This window comes from Nonomuraea sp. NPDC049028, assembly GCF_043197735.1.
Classification (GTDB): Bacteria; Actinomycetota; Actinomycetes; order Streptosporangiales; family Streptosporangiaceae; genus Nonomuraea.
In genome coordinates this window covers 319,917-339,110 of the sequence record NZ_JBICTR010000002.1, presented here as the reverse complement: position 1 = coordinate 339,110, position 19,194 = coordinate 319,917, and the positions used below count along the sequence as shown (strand labels likewise).

Genomic DNA, 19,194 nt, shown 5'->3' with positions numbered 1-19,194 from the left:
TCACCGGGCTCGGCGCGTACCCATCCTGCGCCGAGCCCGGTGCTTCTTCCACGGCTTGGGGAACGGACCTCCGCCGGATCTACGGTCTGCACGCCGGCAAGGGCCAGCCCGGTGCTGCCATCCGCTACTCCGGTGGCCAGCCATACACCCGGCCCACCGCCGCCAAGCTCACCATGCGAGCGGGGCCTGCCCGAGGCCGGCGACCTGGGCGCGGAGTTCGTCTTAGAAGGTGCGGGTGGTGACCCAGTTTGCCTGACTCGACGGATTATTCAGGTCGAACGTGGTCCCGGACAGGCGCCTGTCCGAACCCAGCGAGCCGGTGTATCGGCCTCTGGCTCCGTTCGACCACCCAACGGTGAAGAAGATATTCCGGCCTTCCACCGCGCCTTCTTCGATCGTCCCCACGGCGCCGGACCAGGCGGCGGTCCCGAAGAGCCTCCCGCTGCTGTCCTGTGTCACGTTCATCGTGACTGTGATCCCGCCGCTCTGAATGAACTGCCACGTGCCATTGACGGAGAACTCGGGCGCCGCGACGGCCGCCGTCCGCGAAGCGGAGGACACGCCGGCGGCGCCGGCGGCAGGGGCCAGAGCGAGACCAACGCCACCCAGAACAAGAGCGAGGCCGGCCGTGGCAAGCTTGGTGCGCATGGGAGATCCCTTCGTCGATGTTCGATCGATCCGCTGAGCGGATCTGAGCGCTCCTCGGCGTCTTTTCTCGGTCGGGTGGCCTGACGCCTCGTGAGGGCACATCTGATGGTGCGCTTACGGCCAGCGCACCCGGCATCCCATGCTTTCGGGGATTGACCTGGGCATCGTCGCCGACTGCACTGGTATGGGCTGGTTGAGGTGCCCCGAACCTTCCGAGCATTGGCCCAACCATGATGGGGCGATCTGGAAAGGGAAGGGTACGTAGACCCGGATCTTTCACGATCATGAGCGGTGACCGTCCGCTCGGCTTGTGCTCTTCGTTTCTGGATAGGGCACGGCGAAGGCCTGGTGGTCGCCGGGTGTGGCCCCTGGTTTCCCTGGCGTGCCGGTGAGCGGGGCCTTTCATCTCGTCGTGACGGCCGGGTCGGTGATTATGGTGGGGTGAGAGCGGCCCCGAGAGCCCGGATCTTGTCCCAGGGCGGCGATCAGATCGGCGGCATGAGCGTGGTTGAAGACCGCGCGCTGGGCTACTCCACCGACACGCCGCTGGCCAGTATGTTCCAGCACGCCCGCTGGGCCAGGTTCGCCGACGGGGCCGACGAGATCCACCAGATGCGCATCGCCGAACGCACCATCGCCGCCTACCGCGACACCGGCTCGACCGGTGCGGCCACCGGCGGCCTCCCCCTGTGACCCGCTGCCAGGGGCTGAGGGCTCTTGGGGCGATGAGGGTCGCCCGCCTTCCGCCGGGCGACACCGTGGGCGGCACAGCGAGTGGTCGACGACGGCGCTTCCCCACGGTCCTCATCCCACAGCTGGCGAAAGTACCCCACCGGGTCATCCTCAAGCGCCAACTGTCAGTCCTTCAATCGCAGATCCTCGGCCGCTTGGCGCTCCTCCGGGGTGGTCACGAAGCTACCCATGCCTGGCTCGGTACGGATCAAGCCGTCGGCTCGCAGAGCACGCATGACCTTCTGCCCGGTGGCGTTAGCGATGCCGAACTCCTCGATGAGGTCGACGAGGGAAGGGATGCGCTCGCCTGGCTTGTACTCACCGGTGCGGATGCGCTCCGCGATGATGGCGCGCACTTGCCGCCACCTGGGCTGATTCGCCTTCAACTCCACCACCTGAGCACCGTAGAAAGCCACTGCGTGCCATGGCGATGGACAGCGCGCTATAGCGCACTATAGCTTTCCCCGCTTAAGATGCGGTCATGGCTCCCTTGGAGACGCCGTCATCTGCCCTTGACTGGTGCCTGAGTCCGCATGTGGCGATGCCGCAGCGCGACCACATGCGCCTGGAGTGGCACGTCTCCGGCCTCCGCGTCCACAGGACACGATCGCTCGCCTGGACCTGCGACTGCCGTGCCACGGTGTACGAGCTGTGCGCCGGCGGCGGTCAAGCCTTCATCCGTAGGACCATTCAGCTCGACGAGGGCCATCAAGACCACGAAACGTACCCATCGTCGATGAGGGAAGCGTGGACGCTGTGGGTTCAGCTTCTTTCAGGAGCCGCCCGCTAGAAGAAAGGACTGGACCCGCGCCCAGTCCTGCTCCTGCACCGCCTTGAAGATCCTTTGCCTCAACCGCCGTACGTTATCCTCAACAGCCGACGATGACTGTCTGCCTACCTGTGTGAGTGCTCCACCGAGTACGCCGATACGTGCACAGCTCAGGCATCGCGCTCTGCGGGCAGGAAGATCGTCTGCTGGTTCTTGCGGGCGGTTCGGGCGGCCGGGATGCGGGCGGCGGTCGTGGCGGGCAGCTTGGTGGCCGCCTCCTCCCAGGGCCAGAACTGGGCGGCGTCGAGCTCGTCGGTCTGCAACCGGATCCGGCAAGGATCGGCGATGATCCCGCCGTCGAAGATGAAGTTCATCATCGGCCGCCGCCGATCCCCCATCGGGGCCACCCAATCGACCACGAGCAGAGCGCCGGCGGGGACCTGCAGGCCGAGTTCCTCGCCGACCTCGCGCGCGGCGCACACCTGAGGAGGCTCACCGTCGTCCACCATCCCGCCGGGCACCGCCCAATAGGGGCGGTAGTTGGGTTTGACCAGCAGGACGCGATCGGCGTCATCGGTGAGCAGCATGCACGCGGAGAGGTGAACAGTGGGCAGGCTGGCATACCACTGCTCGGGCGGCAGATAGGTCTGACTCACCTCATCCACGCTACCCCGGCACGGGCTGCCCGCCCGCGATTTGGCCGATCTGTCCAGAGGGCAGCTGGTCCGGCAGTTGATCGAGGAACGCGCTCACCTCGGCGACGGGCCGATACGGGATCAGCACGTCGGCCAGCAGGGTGATGCGGGCGGTGACCCGCCGCGAACGAACTCGCCGCGCCATCAGCAGCGCCTGGGTCCCCAAGAGCGCGGCCTGGTCAACGTGACCGGCCCGCGCATGCGCGGTAGCGGTCAGGGCGGTATGCAGCGCCCGGGTGCGCGTGTTGGCCGGGCCTAGGTCGAGGGCTTGGTGCTGATAGCGCAGCGCCTCGCCGGGCAGGCCCAGATCCAGCAGCGAGCGCATCGCGGCGCCGGCCAGATGCGCCGGGCTGAAATAGCGGGTCCAGGCCGGGCCGGTCTCGGCGCGCTCCAGGGCGCGGGTTGGCTCGCGCGAGCGCCTGGGCGAACCCCTGCCGGTCACCGGCCAGGGCGTGAGCGCTGGCCGCGGTGGCATGCAACCATGCGATGGTGTCCATTCCGAAGGCCTGTCCGATCCGTGCCACTCCGGAGCCGACGCGACCGAGGCCCAGAATGCCGAGAGTCCTGCCGTGCAGCCCCTCGCCGACCGATACCTGCCAGCCGCCGGCGCGCATCGACTCCGCCTCGACGACCAGGTTTCTCGTGGCACCGAGGATCAGCGCCCAGGTGTGCTCGATGGTGGCGTGGGACTCATAACGGGTCCCGCACACCGTGATGCCGAGTCTGTGGGCGGCCGTAAGGTCGATGGCGGCATTGGCCGGGCCGGTGCTGACCAGGAGCCGAAGGTCGGGCAGCCGCTCCAGGACCTCGGCCGGGAATCGCGTGCGCTCCCGCATGGCCACGAGCACGTCGAACCCGGCGAGGCTACGGACCACCTCGTCGGCATCGGCGAACGGCTCGGTGAAAACGACGACCTCGGCAACGAGCGACCCCCAGTCGGCCAGGCTCGTCGCGACGTTCTGATAGTCGTCGAGGATCGCGATCTTCATGCGGGTGGCCATGGCGGCAACCTCCGTATTTCGTCGAGGTGATGCGCCTGTCTTCGCGGGGTGGCGACCCGGCGTGGCTCAGGCGAGCAGGCCCAGGGCGCTGTACCAAAGGGGTCCCGGGTTGAGCCGGTCACCGTGGAGCTTCGACATCTCCTCGAAGAACTCCAGCGGCTCCGGCTTGCCGGCCAGGAGCCGGATCGCGTCGCGCAGGTACTGCCGGGTCTCGTCCAGGATCTTCGGGTCGTCGGGCAGGTCTGCCTTCTTGTGGCCGGCGATCACGTGGCGCGGATCGAGTGCGGCGAGCCGGTCGATGCCGTCCAGCCACGCCTGAAGGCCGCCGTCACCGCCTTCGAGCATCATCAGGTGCACGCCGTTGTAGACCACGTCCCCGGCGACGACGAGACCGATCGACGGCACGTGCAGGACGCTGGAGTCGTCGGTGTCGGTGTGACCGGTCTCGACGGCCCGGAGGACTCGGCCCTCCAGCCGGAATCCCTCGGTCGGCACGGGCACGGCGAGGACCGGGGTGTTCTCCGGGACCCCGGGGAAGGTCTTCGCGAACCCCTTGTCCTTGCTCTCCAGTTGGCTGCGCATCTGCCGGATGGTGCCCTCGGTGGCGTACACCACGCTGTCGGCGTCGCCGAACCGTTCCAGCAGCGTCGCGGTGCCGAACCAGTGGTCGGGGTGGCCGTGGGTGACGTAGACGAACGCCAGACGCTTCCCTGAGCGCGCCAAGCCCTCGGCGACCTGCGCGATCTGGGTGTGAGTCAGCGGCGGGTCCACCAGGACCGCGTCGCGTTCTCCGGTGATCAGGGTGGATGAGATCGGCGAGGACACGATCCCGTCGCCGTTCGGCAGCTGAAGATCGATCTTCCGGGGAACGCCGTCAGAGACGAGGACTTCGTAGGACAGTTCGGGCATCTCGATACTTCTCTCGTGGCAGGGGCTGCCCCTCACCGAACTCGCGAATGAGCGGCGGTTTGCCTGGCGAGGGTGAGCACTATTGATCAGTGGATCTACATCCCACACGCTGGAAACCCGTGGCGCGCGTTGCCGGCGTGCACGCGGTGGTCTGGAGAGTTCCGGCAGGTCAGGCCAGGCGCCGGGTTGTCATCGTCCCCGGCGGAATGGCCCTGATGCCGCTTCGAACGCCCTGCTACGGCTCGGCTCGCGTCCGCGCGGGACCCGCGACGGTGCGAGTTCCTCCGGAGATCGTCATGACCGGGCCACCTTGAGCAGGATCTTTCCGCCGCGGACGACCTGCTCGATCGCCGTATGGATGTCATCGAGGTCGAACACGGCACCTAGCGGAACGAACAGGGCTCCGCTCGCGACCAGGGGCGCGGCCTCGCGGATGACGGGGAGCACCTTTGTCGCGTGGTCGAAATGGCCGGCGAAGAATCCGTGTACCGTCGCGCGCTTGCCGATCAGGGTCAGTGCGTCGATGGACATCGGCTGCCCGGTCGCCGAGGCGTAGCTGACGAGCGCACCGCCCTCGGACAGCAGGTCGAGCAGGCGGGCGAGAGCGTCGCCGCCCACCGAGTCGACGGCGAGCCCGACCCGGGCATCGCCGATCGCCTTGCGAACCTCTTCGACCGCCGTCGCGCCGTCGAGGCGGACGATGTCCGCGCCGGCCGCGGTCAGTTCGGCGAACACGGACTCGTCCCGGACGAAGTTGATCGTCCGGAATCCGCGGGCCTTCGCCAGGGCGATCAGGGAACGTCCGACGCCGGAGTTCGCGGCGTTCTGCACGATCCAGTCCCCGGGCCTCAGGTCGGCGTACTCGCTCAGGATCAGACCGGCCGTGGGCGGATTGCTGCCCAGCATCGAGAACTGCTCGACGCTGCCTTCCGGCAGTCGGAACAGCCCGTCGGCGGGCAGCAGCAGCCGCTCGCGCCAGGCACCGGCGAACAGCGGCAGAACCACCAGGTCGCCCGCCGCGAGCGTGTCGACGCCGGGGCCCGCCTCGACAACCCGGCCGACGCCCTCGTTGCCGAGGACCAGCGGGAGCGGTGGCCGCCCGAGCTCGCCCCTGACGACCTTGAGGTCGTGCAGGTTCAGCGGTGAGAACTCGACCGCGACCTTGACCTCGCCGGCGCCGGGAGCGTTCGGCTCCTGGAGATCGACGACGCGTACGACGTCCTCCGGCTTTCCGAACTGGGTGATCTGGATGGCACGCATAGGGACTCCCGGTGAGAGGCGGCGAGCTCTTCGCCACAGTCAAACTGCACATTTTGCTTATGTCCGCCGCGGCATGTCCGTCGCCGGACGAAAGGGGGGAATGTCAGCGCCGCACGTACGGTGCGTCCGCCCGGGGGATCAGGTCCAGCGCCGACCGGGCCGTCTGCCGGAGCGTCGTGGCGTCGACACCCGCCTTGGCCATGCAGTCGATGCCCCTGACCACGCTCAGCAGCAGATATCCCAGGGCCGTGGCGTCGACGTCATCGGCCACTTCTCCCGCGTCCTGGGCGTCGCGTAACGCGGACGCGAGGGCGCCGGCGAGATCCTCGAACGCGCGACGGGCCGTGCCCGCCACCATGTCGTCCTCTCCGGCGCGGTCCGCGGTGACCTTGCTGAGGAAGCATCCCCGGCGGGGCGACTCGGCCGCGAAGGCGTCGGCGAGTGAGACGACGTAGCGCTCCAGGCGGGCCATCGGCGAGGTGAGCACCGCGTGCGGGCCCTCCCGCAGGTCCTCGCGGGCCTGGGCGACGAGGCCCTGGCAGTAGTCGGAGAAGACGCGCACATAAAGGGCGTGCTTGTTGCCGAACGCCTTGTAGATGCTGCCCTTGCCCAGACCGGTCGCATCCATGAGGTCATAGGTGGACGTGCCGTCGAATCCGGTGGTCCAGAACCGGTCGCGGACGACATCGAGCACGGTGGTCTCGTCGAAGCCTCGGTTTCGCCCCATGACCTCACGATACCTCATTGTGGTCCAGATGGACCACAACGGTCGGCAATCCCCCGTGCGGGTACGGGCGCATCGCCTGAGCTCTTCGTTTTGTTGACCGATTGGACCACTTCATGCTTCCATTGTGGTCCAGCTAGTCAACAAAGCCGTGTCAGTCGGCAACCCCGTGGAGGACTGATGGCTCAGAGCCGAACGAAGACGGAGACGGAGCGGAACAAGGCCGTCGTCCTCGAATTCCTGACGACCGCGTTCAACTCGAAGGACTTCACCGCGCTGGACCGGTACCTGCACCCCGACTACATCCAGCACAACCCGTTCATCCCGCCGGCCAGGGCCGGGCTGCGCAAGTTCATCGCGGACCTGCCCGACGCCAGCCGGTACGAGCCGGGAGCGGTCATCGCCGAGGGAGACCTGGTCATGATCCACGGCAGGTACTCCGGCAGCACCGAGACACCCCTCCTGGCGGTCGATATCTTCCGCTTCGAGGAGGGCCTGGTGGTGGAGCACTGGGACGTCCTGCAGGACGAAGTGCCCGCGAAGGACACGGTGGCGGGCAACCACATGTTCACCAACCCGCAGGCCAGGGGCTCGACCCTCGCCGTGCCGGACCGGCGGACGCCGTGCCGGCCCCCTGTGGGCCACCGGCATGCGGAGGCATCATGAACATCGATCAGAATGAGGATTTGCTATGACCACCTTGCTGGATCTTGTTGTCGAGGCCCATGGCGGCCTGGACCAGTGGCGACAGGCGCGCACGATCCGCGCCCGCGGGGCCATCGGCGGCGTCCTGTGGGATCTCCGCGGCCGGCCGGGCATCCTCGCCACGGCGGACATGACGGCCGATGTGCAGCAGCAGCGCTTGGTGTTCGAAGGCTTCACCGGCCCGGGCCTGCGGGGCGTCTTCACCCCCGAGCGCGTCACGATCGAGCGGAGGGACGGAGAGGTCGTTGCCGAGCGCACCTCTCCACGGGATGCCTTCACCTCCCAGGACCAGGACACCCCCTGGGACGATCTCCACGTGCTGTACTTCGCGGGCTACGCCATGTGGAACTACCTCACCGCCCCCTACCTGCTGACGCTCCCAGGCGTCGTGGTGGAGGAACTGGAGCCTTGGACCGAGGCCGGCCAGGATCTGCGACGGCTGCGGGCGACCTTCCCCGACACCCTCGCGACCCACGCCACAGAGCAGATCTTCCACTACGACGCCGCAGGCCTGCTGCGACGCCATGACTACGCTGCCGAGGTGCTCGGCAGCCCGCCGGCGGCGCATCTGTCGGAGACGCACGAGACCGTGTCGGGGCTGGTCTTCCCGACCCACCGCTACGTGCTGCCCCTTGCGGCGGACGGGCGGGTCCTGCCGGAGCCGAGGCTGATCACCATTGATCTCAACGAGATCTCTGTCGCCTGACCACGACACGGGACCGTTCGGCACCGCCCTCTCGCGAAGACGGCCGGGCCGGGGTGCTCCACAACCTCCAGCCCGGCTCCAACGACCGGCGGGGGCGGGCTGGATGCTCGCGCGGGACCTGGCGGCGATCACCCTGCGCGATGTCTACCAGGCGACGCCGTTGACTTCCCCTGATCGGGGCGTTCTGCGCCCATCAATGCAACAGCAATAGTTACGTCAAGAAATTGGAGAATCTCATGGGACAGCTGGACGGCAAGACCGCCCTTGTCACCGGCGCCTCCAGCGGCATAGGCCTGGCGATCGCCCGCCGTTTCGCCGCCGAGGGCGCGACCGTCTACCTGACCGGCCGCCGCAAGGACGCGCTGGACGCCGCCGTCGCGCAGGTCGGCGCCCGAGGCATCGCCATCCAGGGCGATGCCTCGGACCTCGGCGACCTCGACCGGCTCTTCGCCGAGATCGCGAACCGCAGCGGCTGCCTGGACATTGTGGTGGCCAACGCCGGGGTCGCGGACTACAGTCCGCTCGGCGCGATCACCGAGGAGGAGTACGACCGCACTACCTCGATCAATATCAAGGGCACGGTCTTCACCGTCCAAAAGGCGCTGCCGCTGCTGACGGCTGGCGCCTCGGTGCTGCTGCTCTCCTCCAGCTCGGCCCTGCGGGCGCGCCCGGGCCTGGGCGTCTACGCCGCAACCAAGGCCGCGATCCGCAGCCTCGCCCGCACCTGGGCCGCTGAGCTGGCCGGCCGCGGAATCCGCGTCAACACCCTCACCCCAGGCCCTGTCGAGACCCCGGGCCTGGACGAGCTCCACGCCGCTTTCCCGCACAGCGATCAGCCCACTGCGGCCGAGCCCGCCCCACCGACCCCGTTCGGCCGCGCCGGCCGTCCCGACGAGGTCGCCGCCACCGCCCTCTACCTGGCCAGCGACCAAAGCAGTTTCACCACCGGCGCGGAACTGTTCGTCGACGGCGGAGCCACACAGCTCTAGGCGCCAAATCGCGGGACGCATCCGATACCCCAGGGCGTCTGAGCCGCGTACTTGCGACCGTCGCCAGAGCAACGGATTCGACACAACGACACAGCAGGGAGTGAGTCATGAAGAGCCGAATTCGGGTTCGCACCGGTCGACCTTGGCGCGCCGCGTGAAGACGGGGCGCTCATTCAGCTCGGCGGGCCGCTGAGCGGCAAGCACTTCCTGTTCCAGGGCTGAGGCCCGACCGACACCTGATGCAAGCGAAGAGACAAAGGACAAGGACCGATGACAACAGATACGCAGACCTCGCGGACCGTGGCCAAGAAGTTCGTGGAGCGCCTCGGCAAGCATGACCCGACGGCATCCAGGAACTGTTCGCCGAGGAGATCGACTGGCACGTCCCCGGCAGTGACGCGCTGCCCTGGACCGGGCGCCGTACCCGCCGGGAGGAGGTCGCGCCGTACTTCACCACGATGTGGTCGCACTTCGCGCACGGCAGGAGCAAGGCCGCGCTGGAGCGCGTCATCGTCGACGGTAGTGACGTGGTGCTGCTGGCGGTCTTCACGCACACCGTCGCGGCCAATGGCAAGGAGTTCACCACACCGGTGGCCATGCACCTGGCGGTCGAGGGCGGCCGGATCGTTCGCATGCACCTGTACGAGGACACGCTGACCGTCGCCGAGGCGATCAACGCCGGCTGAGCGGACAGTACCCAAGGGCCGCGCGGCCCGGATCCCGCGTGGCCGGACATGCAAATCCGAAGGAGCAAGTAACGTGACCACCCCTGTCGTCTCCATCGCTTACCACTCCGGCTTCGGCCACACCGCCGTCCTCGCCGAGGCCGTCCGCGATGGGGTGACCACCTCCGGCGCCACCGCCCACCTGATCAACGTCGAGGAGATCTCCGAGGAGCAGTGGAACCTGCTCGACGCCTCGGACGCGATCGTCTTCGGCTCGCCCACCTACATGGGCACCGCCTCCGCCGTCTTCCACGCCTTCGCCGAGGCCAGCTCCAAGCGCTGGTACACCCAGGCGTGGAAGGACAAGATCGCCGCAGGATTCACCAACTCCGCGGGCAAGAGCGGCGACAAGCTCAACACCCTGCAGTACTTCACCGTGCTCGCCGCGCAGCACCACATGCACTGGGTCGGCCTCGGCCTGATGCCCGGCTGGAACACCTCCACGGCGTCCGAGAACGACCTCAACCGCCTCGGCTTCTTCCTCGGCGCCGCCGCCCAGAGCAACAACGACCAGGGAGCCGAGGGCGTACACAAGGCCGACATCGCCACCGCCGCCGAACTCGGCAAGCGCGTCGTCGAGGTCGCCCGCGTCTACGCCGCAGGCCGCACCGCCCTCGCCGCCTGAGCGACCGACGCCGGGGCGGATGCGCGGCCCGGACGACGAGATGCCGAGGTCAACCTCGCCGACGCCGTCGCCGTGACACTGGCCGGGGCCATGCTGGTGGGCGGGGTATGGGCCTGGGCCCGTCGCTCCACCTCCGCAGCCGACACGGCCGATACGGACGCCGATGTGAAGACTGCCGCGCAGGTGCTGGCTGGCCTGGTGGAGCGGCAGTGGCGCGACGAAGCCCGCCACCGGCCGCTGGATAACCCCGAACCGATCCCGGTGCACTGGAAGCTCATCGCCGAGAAGACGGTGATAGGCCCGCCCGACCAGATTACGCCCGGCGATGGGCGGGCGTTCACCGGCCGTAGTCACCACATCGCCGCGCTGGCGGACGCCTTCCGCGCCCTGAAGCGGCGGCGGCTGGTCATCGCCGGCGGCGCGGGCATGGGCAAGACCACCTTGGCGATTCAGCTGCTGCTGCAGCTGCTGGCCACCCGCGCGGCCGACCAGGCCGCCGCGGCCGAGGGGGAGGTCGTTCCGGTGCCGGTGCTACTGCCGGTCTCCGGCTGGGACACCGGCGTTCATCCCCGGCTGCAGGACTGGCTTGCCGTCCGTCTCACCCAGGACTACCCGGCGCTGACCGCCCCGCAGCTCGGTTCCGGCGCCGCCGCCGCGCTGGCCGAAGGCGGCCACATCCTGCCCGTCCTGGACGGTCTCGACGAAATCCCCGTACCCGCGCGGGCCCGGGTGATCGACGCGCTCAATGCCTCGCTGACCGCCCGCGACCAGCTCATCCTCACCAGCCGCCGGACCGAGTTCACCACCGCTGTTCACGAGGTCGGCCGTCCGCTGAACGCCGCCGCGGTCATCGTCCCCAAGCCCATCACCCCGCACGCCGCAGCGGACTACCTGACCGCCTGCCTGTTCGCCTCCCCATCCGATGCCTGGACCCAGGTCCTGACCGCGCTGCGTTCCCGCGCCGTCCCCGGCCTATCCGAGCTCGCCGCCACTCCGCTGGGCCTGTGGCTGATCCGCGCCGTCTACCTGACCCCCGGAGCCGACCCCGCCCCGCTGACCGGTCCACTCGGCCGCGACGCCGATGCGCTGCGCGCCCACCTGCTCGACCGGCTCATCCCCGCCCTGATCAAGGCGCGCCCGCCCAGCACCGACCCCACCACCCACTTTCGACCCCGTCACCGGCTCGACCCCGACGCCACCCGACGCCACCTGACCTATTTGGCCCGCGCCTTCCCCCCAGTCGCCACCCGCGACATCGCCTGGTGGCGCATCGCTAGCACCACGCCTCACATCCAGTCAGCAGTCGGACTCACGTTCGGACTCACGATCGGACTCACGATCGGACTGATGTTCGGGCTCGGCGTCGGGCTCGGCGTCGGGCTCGCGGTCGCCCTCATATCCGGCATAGTCGGGCTCGCGTGCGCCAGGGATTGGGCAAACGACACACCTGGCTGCGCCAACCTCCGCCTGCGCGGACGAACACTGCTTCTCCTCCGCTCCATCAGAGGCGGCCTCGGGGGCGCGCTGAAGGTCGGGCTCTGGGCCGGGCTCGTGGTCGGGCTCCAGTTCGGGCTCGTGGTCGGGCTCGTGGTCGGGCTCATTGCTGGGGCCATGGCCTGGATTGCGGCCGGGCCCATGTCTGGGCCGATCACAGTGGCAATCGGGCTGATCAAATGGGCGGAACAACCCACACTCACATCGACCAGCACATCCCGCTCTAGCTGGCAAGCCGACGGAGCCCTCACCCTTCTCCGCATGGTCCTGGTCGGGCTCGTGTTCGGGGTCACGGGCGGGCTCGAGTTCGGGCTCGCGGCCGCACTCCTGGGCGGGCTCGCGTTCGGACCTTTGGGCGGACTCGTAATGGGGAACCATAATGCGTGGCTGGTCTGCACCATCGCCGTGTCCCGGCTGACCCTCCAACACCGGCTTCCCTGGCGGATCATGGAGTTCCTCGACGACGTTCACCGCCTGGGGCTGCTGCGTGCCGTCGGCCCGGTCTATCAGTTCCGCCACGCCGCCCTGCACGACCACCTCGCCGCAGCGGACACCTCTAGTGAAGCCTCGTAATCACTGACGCTGCCACACAGCCTCCGCGTCCGTGATCGGCCGGCGCCGCGACGCTCCGGGCTACACCGTCGGGCATCGGGACGTCGCCGAGACATCTGCAAGAGTTCAACACGCAGACTTGACGGGGAAGACCACCACCCACGACACCGACTCATCGGCGGCCACCGCTCGTTCAGCCCGGTAGTGCCGCTCGTCCGCATCTGACCTGCCCAACATGCCGTACGGACCCCCAGATACTGTGCGTCAAGTAGCCGTCAACACTACTTGAAGTACTTGCTTCACGACTGAGAGTCACCAAAGATAACGATGCGGACACCCTCCCCCGCCCCCGCACACGGGTCCATGCCCGTGCCGTCTCTGCCTGAGGTGGGAAGGGTCCGCGCGTTATGGGGTGGACGAGCGTACCCGGACCGAGATGACCGGTCGGGGAAACACACGGTGGAGGCACAGGGACGGGCAGGAATCGGCCGGAGAGCCACCCATGGCGACCCTGCCCAGGGGAATCTCAGGCCAGGTGTGGCGACGCGGGCGCGGGAAAGAACCGCGCCGCCGCACCGGCTGTAGCAGTGACGCCGATGCGCCCTGTGATGCGAACGCTGGGGGTCCCATCATCACCAGGGCGTCACTGAACAACCTCGGCAACGCCCTGGCCGCCGCCGACCGCACCGCCCCCGAACTTCATGCCAAATTCCGCCCTCCAGCCCCTGGCCAGCCTCGGGCACTACGCCCGTCTGGGCGAAGAGACTTCCGCCGCCGCATCACCGTCGACGCCGACTATCGCCCGACGCCGCACTCCGTGTCCTCCTTCCGACGAATCACCGCAGGCCACGGACAGGGCCATTGGATGTTCGTGGGTACTGCCGGCACCCCAACAGCCGATGCTCGGTCGGGCGGGCCGCATCAGACCCAGGAGTACTCCTTGTCCGTTATTGCGGGCAGTTCCACGGTGCTTGGTCTCGCGGTCGGACTGGCCAACTGGGCGAGCGCCGCTCCGATAGGAGGGAACAACCGCAGGTCCGCGGCGGCCTGCTGGTAGTCGATCCACTGCACATGGCCGACCTCATGGCCGCCGTCGGTGAGTTCGTCGAATTCGTGAGTGGCGAGAGTGCGACGGACATCCGTGCTGACGTGGAGGCGATAGATCAGGTGGAGCTTGCGCGGCGAAGGCGTGTTTCCCGGCCGCGTTACCCTCACATCCATCAGCCACAGCAGTTCCGGCTCCGTTCCCAAGCCTGGCGCGAGGGCGAGCTCTTCTTCGAGTTCACGGGCGAGGGCGGTATCGAGTGGTTCGCCCGCGGAAACGTTCCCGCCGATCGTGGTGAAGAAGTGGATGTTGTTGGCGCGGTCCCTGCGCAAAAGTGCGACCTCGTTGCCGCAGAAGACCAGGGCGCTGACACGGACCTTGATCCTGCCGAACGGGGCATCGAGAGGCATGGCGTGATGGTCACTCAATGGCAGTCCTTACAGCGCTGTAGTGGGGCCGAGCGCCCACGAACACTAGCGTCCCGCTGGCATCACTCGGTACGGCGCCAAGCCCACTGTGGCAGTCGAAGTGAACCCGACAGCTCCGTTTCCGACAACCCCTTGACCTAATGAACGCCGGGCGGGGTGCAGTGGGTGGAGGTGGCACGGTCGCGGCGGCCCCACGTGTGCAAAAGGTACGTCTCCGGAGGGGGACTCGAACGCCCCTTCCATGGGCGCAACCACTACTGAGTGCCAAACCCGGGCGCCGTTGTCGTCGGCTTTGGCACGGCTTCTTGATGCTGAGTGATCGCCTGTTGGAGCTGGATGGGCTCGCTCCGGTCATGGGGCCGCTTGCGTTTGGGAGGCGCCCGAGCGATTAGCGAGGACCACGCTTGTGAAGGTGGGGGCGTGGGGGGCGCTGCCCCCCACTGGACGCAGCCCGAAGCCGACAGCGCGACAGCGCCCCCAAAAGCGAAGGCCCATGCTTGTTCAGCCCGTCAGCGGCCCGAACTCCTTGCGGGTGTCGATCACGTTCCCGAACAGCTCCCACCGCTCGCCCCTGAACTTCATGAGCTGCATCGACTCGATCGGGAAACCGTCATCGGCGGCGGTGTTCATCGTCACCCCCGGGAGCAGCATGTTGATCTGCACGTTGCTCAGGCTGCGCATCGCGTCGCGCAGCCCCTCGCGGGTCGGGCACTTCGCGGCTGACATCGTCTTGTTGAAGGAGTCGGCCACCGCCCAGCCGAAGGTGAAGAACGGTACGTTCGGGTCGGTGCCCGGGGCGTACTGCGCCATCTTCGCCTTGTAGAGCTTCATCTCCGCGTCGTCGTTCCACGTCGCGTCCCTGGGGTCCTTGTAGTAGGTGGAGGACACGACGCCTTGTACGTTCTCGAAGCCGACCGGCTTGAGCACGGTGATCGAGGCGGAGACGTTGTTGAGGATGTGCAGCGGGTTCCAGGTGGTGTTCTTGGCGTCGGCGGCCAGTGCCTGTGAGCCGAACTTGGGTGTGGTGATGTTGAGGAACACGTCGGCCTTGGAGCCGGCGAGGTTGCGCATCTGAGGGTCGACGCTCGGGTCGGTGACCTCGTAGCTCTGCTCGCCGACGACGGTGATCCCGCTGCCCTCGATGGCCCGCTTGAAGCCGCCGAACAGGTCCTTGCCGAAGTCGTCGTTCTGGTAGAGCACCGCGACCTTGGCGTTGGGTTTCTCCTTCTTGAGGTATTGGGCGTAGACGCGCGCCTCGGAGATGTAGTTGGGCTGCCAGCCGATGGTCCACGGGTGCTTGGTGTCGGTGCCCCACTTCGAGGCGCCGGTCGCGACGAAGATCTGCGGCACCTTCTGCTGGTTGGTGTAGTCCCAGGTCGCCGTCGTCGAGGGGGTGCCCAGCGTCTGGAACAGCGCGAACACCTGCTCCTGCTCGACGAGCCGGCGGGCCTCCTCGACCGCCTTGGGCGGCTGGTAGCCGTCGTCGCGGACCACGAACTCGACCTTGCGCCCGCCGATGCCGTTCTTCTCGGCGTTGATGTAGTCGAAGTACGCCTTGATGCCCTTGGGGATGTCACCGTAGGCGGAGGCGGGTCCCGACAGCGGGTAGATGCCGCCGAGCTTGATGCTCTTGTCGGTGATGCCGGTCGTCTGCTGGCCCTGGCACGGCCCCGACGCCGTGGTGCCCGGCTCGGTCCCGCCCCGCCCCCCGCAGGCCGCCACCGCGGCCAGGAGCATCGCCGTACAGCCGATAACGGATACGCGCATGCCTGTTACTCCTTCCGGAGGGTCTTCTTGATCGAGTACGCCGCGCGGCCCGCCAGCCCGGCCAGGCCGGTCGGGGCGACGTACATCACCGCGATGATCAGCAGGCCGAAGACGACGCCGGGCGCGGCGTCGTTCACGCTCTGGGCGATGCTCGGCACGAACATGACGAACAGCCCGCCCAGCAGCGGCCCCCAGTACGAGCCGAGGCCGCCCACGACGAGGCCCGCCAGCAGCGTGATCGAGAGCGTGACGACGAACGAGTCCGGCGAGACGTACCCGATCACCCACGTGTAGAGGCAGCCCGCGATCCCGGCGAGCATCGCGCTCCAGGCGAAGGAGAGCGTCTTGTAGAACGACAGCCGCACGCCCATGACCTCGGCCGCCGCCTCGTTGTCCCGGATGGCGTGCAGCGCCCGGCCGACCCGTGAGCGCAGCACGCTGCGGGTCACCAGGAACGCCGCGACGGCCACGGCCAGCGTGAGGAAGTACAGCCATTGGTCCTCGGCCAGTCCCGTCCACGCGGGCGGCGCCGGCTTGGCCAGCGTCAGCCCCATGGAGCCGCCGGTGACCGACTCGAACCGTTTGAGCAGCGGCACCAGGAAGATCGCGATGGTCAGGGTCACCAGAGCCAGGTAGAGGCCGCGCAGCCGGACGGCGGGCACGCCGAGCGCCAGTCCCAGCGCGAACGCCACCACGGCGGCGGCCGGCAGCGTGGCCGGGTACGGCACGTCCCAGCTGTGCAGCAGGATCGCCGTGGTGTAGGCGCCGACGGCGAAGAAGGCGCCGTGCCCTAGCGAGATCTGGCCCGCGTGCCCGACGAGCAGGTTCAGCCCGAGCAGCGCCACCGCGTAGATCAGCACCATGGTGAACTGGAAGACCCGGAACGGCACCAGTTGGAAGGGCGCGTAGCAGGCCAGCGCGAGCAGCAGCGCCACGACGATCCAGCTCCAGTTCGCGGGCACCCGCCACCGCCGGAAGACCCGCCCGCCAGGCCCCTTCGCGACCGGCGCACCGGTCGCCTCCGCCGACTCGCTCATACCCGCTCCACCACCGCTCGCCCGAACAGCCCTTGAGGCCGCAGCAGCAGGACGCCGAGGATGATGACCAGCGGCACCCCGATCTTGAGATCCGATCCGATGAAGCCGACGTACGCCCCGGCCAGCGTCTCGGCCACGCCGACGATCAGGCCGCCCACGACCGCGCCCACCGGGCTGTCGAACCCGCCGAGCGTCGCCGCCGCGAACGCGTAGATGAGCACCCCGCCCATCAGGTTGGGGTCCAGGAAGAGCAGCGGCGCCACCAGCACGCCCGACACCGCGCCGACCGTGGCGGCCAGGCCCCAGCCGAGCGCGAGCGTCCAGCCCACCCGGATGCCGACGAGCCGGGCGGACTGCGAGCTGGAGGCCACCGCGCGCATGCCCAGACCGATCTTGGTGTGCTGGAAGAGCAGGTACAGCAGGCCCATCACCACGGTGACGACGCCGAGGATGCCCAGCGTCGAGTACCCCACGCTGACGCTCCCTGCCGTGAGCGCGCCCTCGGGGAACGGGTTGGGGAAGTCCTTGATGGTGAACGACCAGATCCACCCGGCGGCGGCGTTCACGAAGATGAACAGCCCCACGGTGACGATCACCACGGTCAGCTCGGGGGCGCCTTCGACCGGGCGGATGATCACTCGCTCGATGAGCATGCCGCCCGCGAACGACACCACGAGCGTGCTGACCAGCGCCAGCCAGAACGGCAGCCCGGCGGCGGTGAACTGCCAGGCCAGGTAGGTGGAGAACATCGCCAGCTCGCCCTGGGCGAAGTTGACGATGCCGGTGAACTGGTAGATCAGCACCAGCGCGAGAGCCAGGCTGGCGTAGATGGCGCCCGCGCCGAGCCCCTCGACGACCTGCTGCAGGAAGCCGGCCATGGCTAGACCCGGTATCCGAGGTAGGACTGGGCGACCTGCTCGTCCGCCCTGATCCGCTCCGCCGTACCCGACAGCACGATCCGGCCGGTCTCCAGGACATGCGCCTGCTGGGCGATGCCGAGGGCGAGATGGGCGTTCTGCTCGACGACGACCACGGTGGTCCGCTCCTGTTCGTTGATCGCCCGCACGATGCGGAACAGCTCCCGGGTGACCAGCGGCGCCAGGCCCAGCGACGGCTCATCCAGCAGGAGCAGCCGGGGGCGCAGCATGAGCGCGCGGCCGATGGCCAGCATCTGCTGCTCGCCGCCGCTGAGGCTGCCCGCCGCCTGCCGCAGCCTGGGCTTCAGCGCCGGGAAGTAGGTGTAGATGCGGTCGAGGTCGGCGTCCACGCCGGTTCTGCCCCGGCGTACGTAGGCGCCCAGGCGCAGGTTCTCCTCGACGGTGAGCGGCATGAACGTGCCGCGGCCCTCGGGCACGTGGGCGACGCCGCGCCGGGCGATCGCGTCCGGCGAGCGGCCGGTCAGCTCGGTCCCGCCGAGCCGGACGCTGCCGCGCCCGCGGACCATGCCGGACAGCGCCCGCAGCAGGGTCGTCTTGCCGGCTCCGTTCGGCCCGAGTATCGCGCAGATCTCCCCCGGACCGACCGTCAGGCTCAGCCCGTGCAGCACCTTCGCGTCGCCGTATCCGGCGACCAGGTCCGTCACCACCAGCTCGCTCATACGGCGGTCCCCAGGTACGCCTCGATGACCCCGGGATCGCGCTGAACCTCGGCCGGAGCTCCCTCGGCGATCTTGCGGCCGAAGTCCAGGCAGACGATCCGGTCGCAGATTCCCATGACGAAGCCCATGTGGTGCTCGACCACGACCATGGTCAGGTCGTACTCGTCGCGGATCGCGCGCAGGACGCCGGCGAACTCCTCGACCTCCGCCGAGCTGAGCCCGTTCACCGGCTCGTCGAGCAGCAGCAGCTCGGGGCGGCCGACCAGCGCCCTGGCCAGTTCCACCCGCTTGAGCGTGCCAAACGGGAGCCCGGCGGCCGGGTGGTCGGCGACCTCGGTCAGCGCCAGCCGGTCGAGCACCGCGTCGGCCTCGGCGCGCAGCCCGGCCTCCTCGCGGCGCACGCCGGGCAGGCGCAGGCCCGCGGTGAGGAAGCCGGCCCGGCCGCGGTGGTGCGCGCCGACCAGCGTGTTGTCGCGGACCGACATGCGCGGGAAGAGGCCGAGGTTCTGGAAGGTCCTGGCGATGCCCAAGGCCGCGATCGCGTGCGGAGGTACGGCGAGCAGGTCCCGCCCCTCGTACTCGACCCGGCCCGCGTCGGCGTCGTGGCGGCGGGTCAGGCAGTTGAACAGCGTGGTCTTGCCCGCGCCGTTCGGCCCGATGAGCCCCACCATCTCGCCGCGCCGCACCGAGAAGCCCACGCCGTCGAGCGCCGTGATGCCACCGAATCGGACCGTGAGCTCGCTTACCTCCAGCACTCCGGCCTCCCGCTGACGGTGAGCGGCGAAC

General features: G+C 68.6%; 21 protein-coding genes. 7 read left to right on the top strand and 14 right to left on the bottom strand.

The features are described from left to right. Nucleotides 1–222: 222 nt before the first annotated feature. A complete protein-coding gene (locus ACGFJ2_RS07905) occupies nt 223–648 on the bottom strand; it encodes a hypothetical protein (RefSeq protein WP_393465902.1) in 426 nt (141 codons plus the stop codon). A 498-nt stretch (nt 649–1,146) separates the two neighbouring features. Here ACGFJ2_RS07905 and ACGFJ2_RS07900 point away from each other — a divergent pair, with 498 nt between their 5' ends. Then, entirely contained in the window at nt 1,147–1,341 is a 195-nt protein-coding gene (locus ACGFJ2_RS07900) for an acyl-CoA dehydrogenase family protein (RefSeq protein WP_393465899.1), read from the top strand. A 164-nt stretch (nt 1,342–1,505) separates the two neighbouring features. Here the strand turns inward: ACGFJ2_RS07900 and ACGFJ2_RS07895 are convergent, their stop codons facing one another. The 7 genes from ACGFJ2_RS07895 to ACGFJ2_RS07865 all read right to left on the bottom strand — a co-directional run bounded on the left by ACGFJ2_RS07895 (nt 1,506) and on the right by ACGFJ2_RS07865 (nt 6,741). Further along, nucleotides 1,506–1,736 carry a GntR family transcriptional regulator gene (locus ACGFJ2_RS07895; protein WP_393465897.1) on the bottom strand — a complete coding sequence of 77 codons (231 nt, stop codon included), beginning with the start codon at nt 1,734–1,736 and terminating at the stop codon, nt 1,506–1,508. A gap of 583 nt (nt 1,737–2,319) precedes the next feature. Next, nucleotides 2,320–2,805 carry an NUDIX domain-containing protein gene (locus tag ACGFJ2_RS07890; RefSeq protein ID WP_393465894.1) on the bottom strand — a complete coding sequence of 162 codons (486 nt, stop codon included), beginning with the start codon at nt 2,803–2,805 and terminating at the stop codon, nt 2,320–2,322. 10 nt (nt 2,806–2,815) lie between these two features. Beyond that, the gene (locus ACGFJ2_RS07885; protein ID WP_393465892.1) at nt 2,816–2,989 is read right to left on the bottom strand and encodes a hypothetical protein; all 174 of its coding nucleotides are present in this window, start codon (nt 2,987–2,989) and stop codon (nt 2,816–2,818) included. A 34-nt stretch (nt 2,990–3,023) separates the two neighbouring features. Further along, complete coding sequence (locus tag ACGFJ2_RS07880; protein ID WP_393467003.1) at nt 3,024–3,833, bottom strand: NAD(P)-dependent oxidoreductase; 810 nt, start codon at nt 3,831–3,833, stop codon at nt 3,024–3,026. A 78-nt stretch (nt 3,834–3,911) separates the two neighbouring features. After that, complete coding sequence (locus ACGFJ2_RS07875; RefSeq protein ID WP_393465889.1) at nt 3,912–4,754, bottom strand: MBL fold metallo-hydrolase; 843 nt, start codon at nt 4,752–4,754, stop codon at nt 3,912–3,914. 294 nt (nt 4,755–5,048) lie between these two features. Beyond that, on the bottom strand, nt 5,049–6,014 hold the full coding sequence (locus ACGFJ2_RS07870) for a zinc-dependent alcohol dehydrogenase family protein (protein ID WP_393465886.1): 966 nt from the start codon (nt 6,012–6,014) through the stop codon (nt 5,049–5,051). A gap of 103 nt (nt 6,015–6,117) precedes the next feature. Next, a complete protein-coding gene (locus ACGFJ2_RS07865) occupies nt 6,118–6,741 on the bottom strand; it encodes a TetR/AcrR family transcriptional regulator (RefSeq protein WP_393465884.1) in 624 nt (207 codons plus the stop codon). Nucleotides 6,742–6,918: 177 nt separating this feature from the next. Between ACGFJ2_RS07865 and ACGFJ2_RS07860 the strand changes: the two genes are divergently transcribed. The 6 genes from ACGFJ2_RS07860 to ACGFJ2_RS07835 all read left to right on the top strand — a co-directional run bounded on the left by ACGFJ2_RS07860 (nt 6,919) and on the right by ACGFJ2_RS07835 (nt 12,555). Continuing rightward, nucleotides 6,919–7,404: a nuclear transport factor 2 family protein gene (locus tag ACGFJ2_RS07860; RefSeq protein WP_393465882.1), complete on the top strand. Its 486-nt coding sequence runs from the start codon at nt 6,919–6,921 to the stop codon at nt 7,402–7,404. 25 nt (nt 7,405–7,429) lie between these two features. Then, a complete protein-coding gene (locus ACGFJ2_RS07855; protein ID WP_393465879.1) occupies nt 7,430–8,149 on the top strand; it encodes a hypothetical protein in 720 nt (239 codons plus the stop codon). 236 nt (nt 8,150–8,385) lie between these two features. After that, nucleotides 8,386–9,138 carry an SDR family NAD(P)-dependent oxidoreductase gene (locus tag ACGFJ2_RS07850; protein WP_393465877.1) on the top strand — a complete coding sequence of 251 codons (753 nt, stop codon included), beginning with the start codon at nt 8,386–8,388 and terminating at the stop codon, nt 9,136–9,138. Between the two features lie 347 nt (nt 9,139–9,485). After that, a complete protein-coding gene (locus ACGFJ2_RS07845) occupies nt 9,486–9,824 on the top strand; it encodes a nuclear transport factor 2 family protein (RefSeq protein ID WP_393467000.1) in 339 nt (112 codons plus the stop codon). Nucleotides 9,825–9,897: 73 nt separating this feature from the next. Continuing rightward, nucleotides 9,898–10,488, top strand: coding sequence for a flavodoxin family protein (locus ACGFJ2_RS07840; protein WP_393465874.1), 591 nt, complete (start codon nt 9,898–9,900; stop codon nt 10,486–10,488). A 72-nt stretch (nt 10,489–10,560) separates the two neighbouring features. After that, nucleotides 10,561–12,555 carry a hypothetical protein gene (locus tag ACGFJ2_RS07835; RefSeq protein ID WP_393465871.1) on the top strand — a complete coding sequence of 665 codons (1,995 nt, stop codon included), beginning with the start codon at nt 10,561–10,563 and terminating at the stop codon, nt 12,553–12,555. A 900-nt stretch (nt 12,556–13,455) separates the two neighbouring features. Here ACGFJ2_RS07835 and ACGFJ2_RS07830 read toward each other — a convergent pair. From ACGFJ2_RS07830 to ACGFJ2_RS07805, 6 genes are all read right to left on the bottom strand, one after another. After that, the gene (locus tag ACGFJ2_RS07830; protein ID WP_393465868.1) at nt 13,456–13,989 is read right to left on the bottom strand and encodes an NUDIX domain-containing protein; all 534 of its coding nucleotides are present in this window, start codon (nt 13,987–13,989) and stop codon (nt 13,456–13,458) included. 519 nt (nt 13,990–14,508) lie between these two features. After that, complete coding sequence (locus ACGFJ2_RS07825; protein WP_393465865.1) at nt 14,509–15,774, bottom strand: ABC transporter substrate-binding protein; 1,266 nt, start codon at nt 15,772–15,774, stop codon at nt 14,509–14,511. 5 nt (nt 15,775–15,779) lie between these two features. Then, on the bottom strand, nt 15,780–16,811 hold the full coding sequence (locus ACGFJ2_RS07820) for a branched-chain amino acid ABC transporter permease (RefSeq protein WP_393465862.1): 1,032 nt from the start codon (nt 16,809–16,811) through the stop codon (nt 15,780–15,782). Further along, nucleotides 16,808–17,689, bottom strand: coding sequence for a branched-chain amino acid ABC transporter permease (locus ACGFJ2_RS07815; protein ID WP_393465859.1), 882 nt, complete (start codon nt 17,687–17,689; stop codon nt 16,808–16,810). Before ACGFJ2_RS07815 ends, ACGFJ2_RS07820 begins: the two co-directional genes overlap by 4 nt. A 2-nt stretch (nt 17,690–17,691) precedes the next feature. Further along, nucleotides 17,692–18,408, bottom strand: coding sequence for an ABC transporter ATP-binding protein (locus tag ACGFJ2_RS07810; protein WP_393465857.1), 717 nt, complete (start codon nt 18,406–18,408; stop codon nt 17,692–17,694). After that, the gene (locus tag ACGFJ2_RS07805; protein ID WP_357941897.1) at nt 18,405–19,163 is read right to left on the bottom strand and encodes an ABC transporter ATP-binding protein; all 759 of its coding nucleotides are present in this window, start codon (nt 19,161–19,163) and stop codon (nt 18,405–18,407) included. Before ACGFJ2_RS07805 ends, ACGFJ2_RS07810 begins: the two co-directional genes overlap by 4 nt. Between the last annotated feature and the right edge of the window lie 31 nt (nt 19,164–19,194).

Excerpts from the sequence above, each read along its gene's own strand:
- ACGFJ2_RS07855 (WP_393465879.1), top strand. The coding sequence starts at position 7,430 with ATGACCACCTTGCTGGATCTTGTTGTCGAGGCCCATGGCGGCCTGGAC.
- ACGFJ2_RS07900 (WP_393465899.1), top strand. The coding sequence starts at position 1,147 with ATGAGCGTGGTTGAAGACCGCGCGCTGGGCTACTCCACCGACACGCCG.
- ACGFJ2_RS07810 (WP_393465857.1), bottom strand. The coding sequence starts at position 18,408 with ATGAGCGAGCTGGTGGTGACGGACCTGGTCGCCGGATACGGCGACGCG.
- ACGFJ2_RS07815 (WP_393465859.1), bottom strand. The coding sequence starts at position 17,689 with ATGGCCGGCTTCCTGCAGCAGGTCGTCGAGGGGCTCGGCGCGGGCGCC.
- ACGFJ2_RS07885 (WP_393465892.1), bottom strand. The coding sequence starts at position 2,989 with ATGGCGCGGCGAGTTCGTTCGCGGCGGGTCACCGCCCGCATCACCCTG.
- ACGFJ2_RS07850 (WP_393465877.1), top strand. The coding sequence starts at position 8,386 with ATGGGACAGCTGGACGGCAAGACCGCCCTTGTCACCGGCGCCTCCAGC.
- ACGFJ2_RS07875 (WP_393465889.1), bottom strand. The coding sequence starts at position 4,754 with ATGCCCGAACTGTCCTACGAAGTCCTCGTCTCTGACGGCGTTCCCCGG.
- ACGFJ2_RS07860 (WP_393465882.1), top strand. The coding sequence starts at position 6,919 with ATGGCTCAGAGCCGAACGAAGACGGAGACGGAGCGGAACAAGGCCGTC.
- ACGFJ2_RS07880 (WP_393467003.1), bottom strand. The coding sequence starts at position 3,833 with ATGAAGATCGCGATCCTCGACGACTATCAGAACGTCGCGACGAGCCTG.
- ACGFJ2_RS07870 (WP_393465886.1), bottom strand. The coding sequence starts at position 6,014 with ATGCGTGCCATCCAGATCACCCAGTTCGGAAAGCCGGAGGACGTCGTA.
- ACGFJ2_RS07825 (WP_393465865.1), bottom strand. The coding sequence starts at position 15,774 with ATGCGCGTATCCGTTATCGGCTGTACGGCGATGCTCCTGGCCGCGGTG.
- ACGFJ2_RS07905 (WP_393465902.1), bottom strand. The coding sequence starts at position 648 with ATGCGCACCAAGCTTGCCACGGCCGGCCTCGCTCTTGTTCTGGGTGGC.
- ACGFJ2_RS07865 (WP_393465884.1), bottom strand. The coding sequence starts at position 6,741 with ATGGGGCGAAACCGAGGCTTCGACGAGACCACCGTGCTCGATGTCGTC.
- ACGFJ2_RS07820 (WP_393465862.1), bottom strand. The coding sequence starts at position 16,811 with ATGAGCGAGTCGGCGGAGGCGACCGGTGCGCCGGTCGCGAAGGGGCCT.
- ACGFJ2_RS07830 (WP_393465868.1), bottom strand. The coding sequence starts at position 13,989 with ATGCCTCTCGATGCCCCGTTCGGCAGGATCAAGGTCCGTGTCAGCGCC.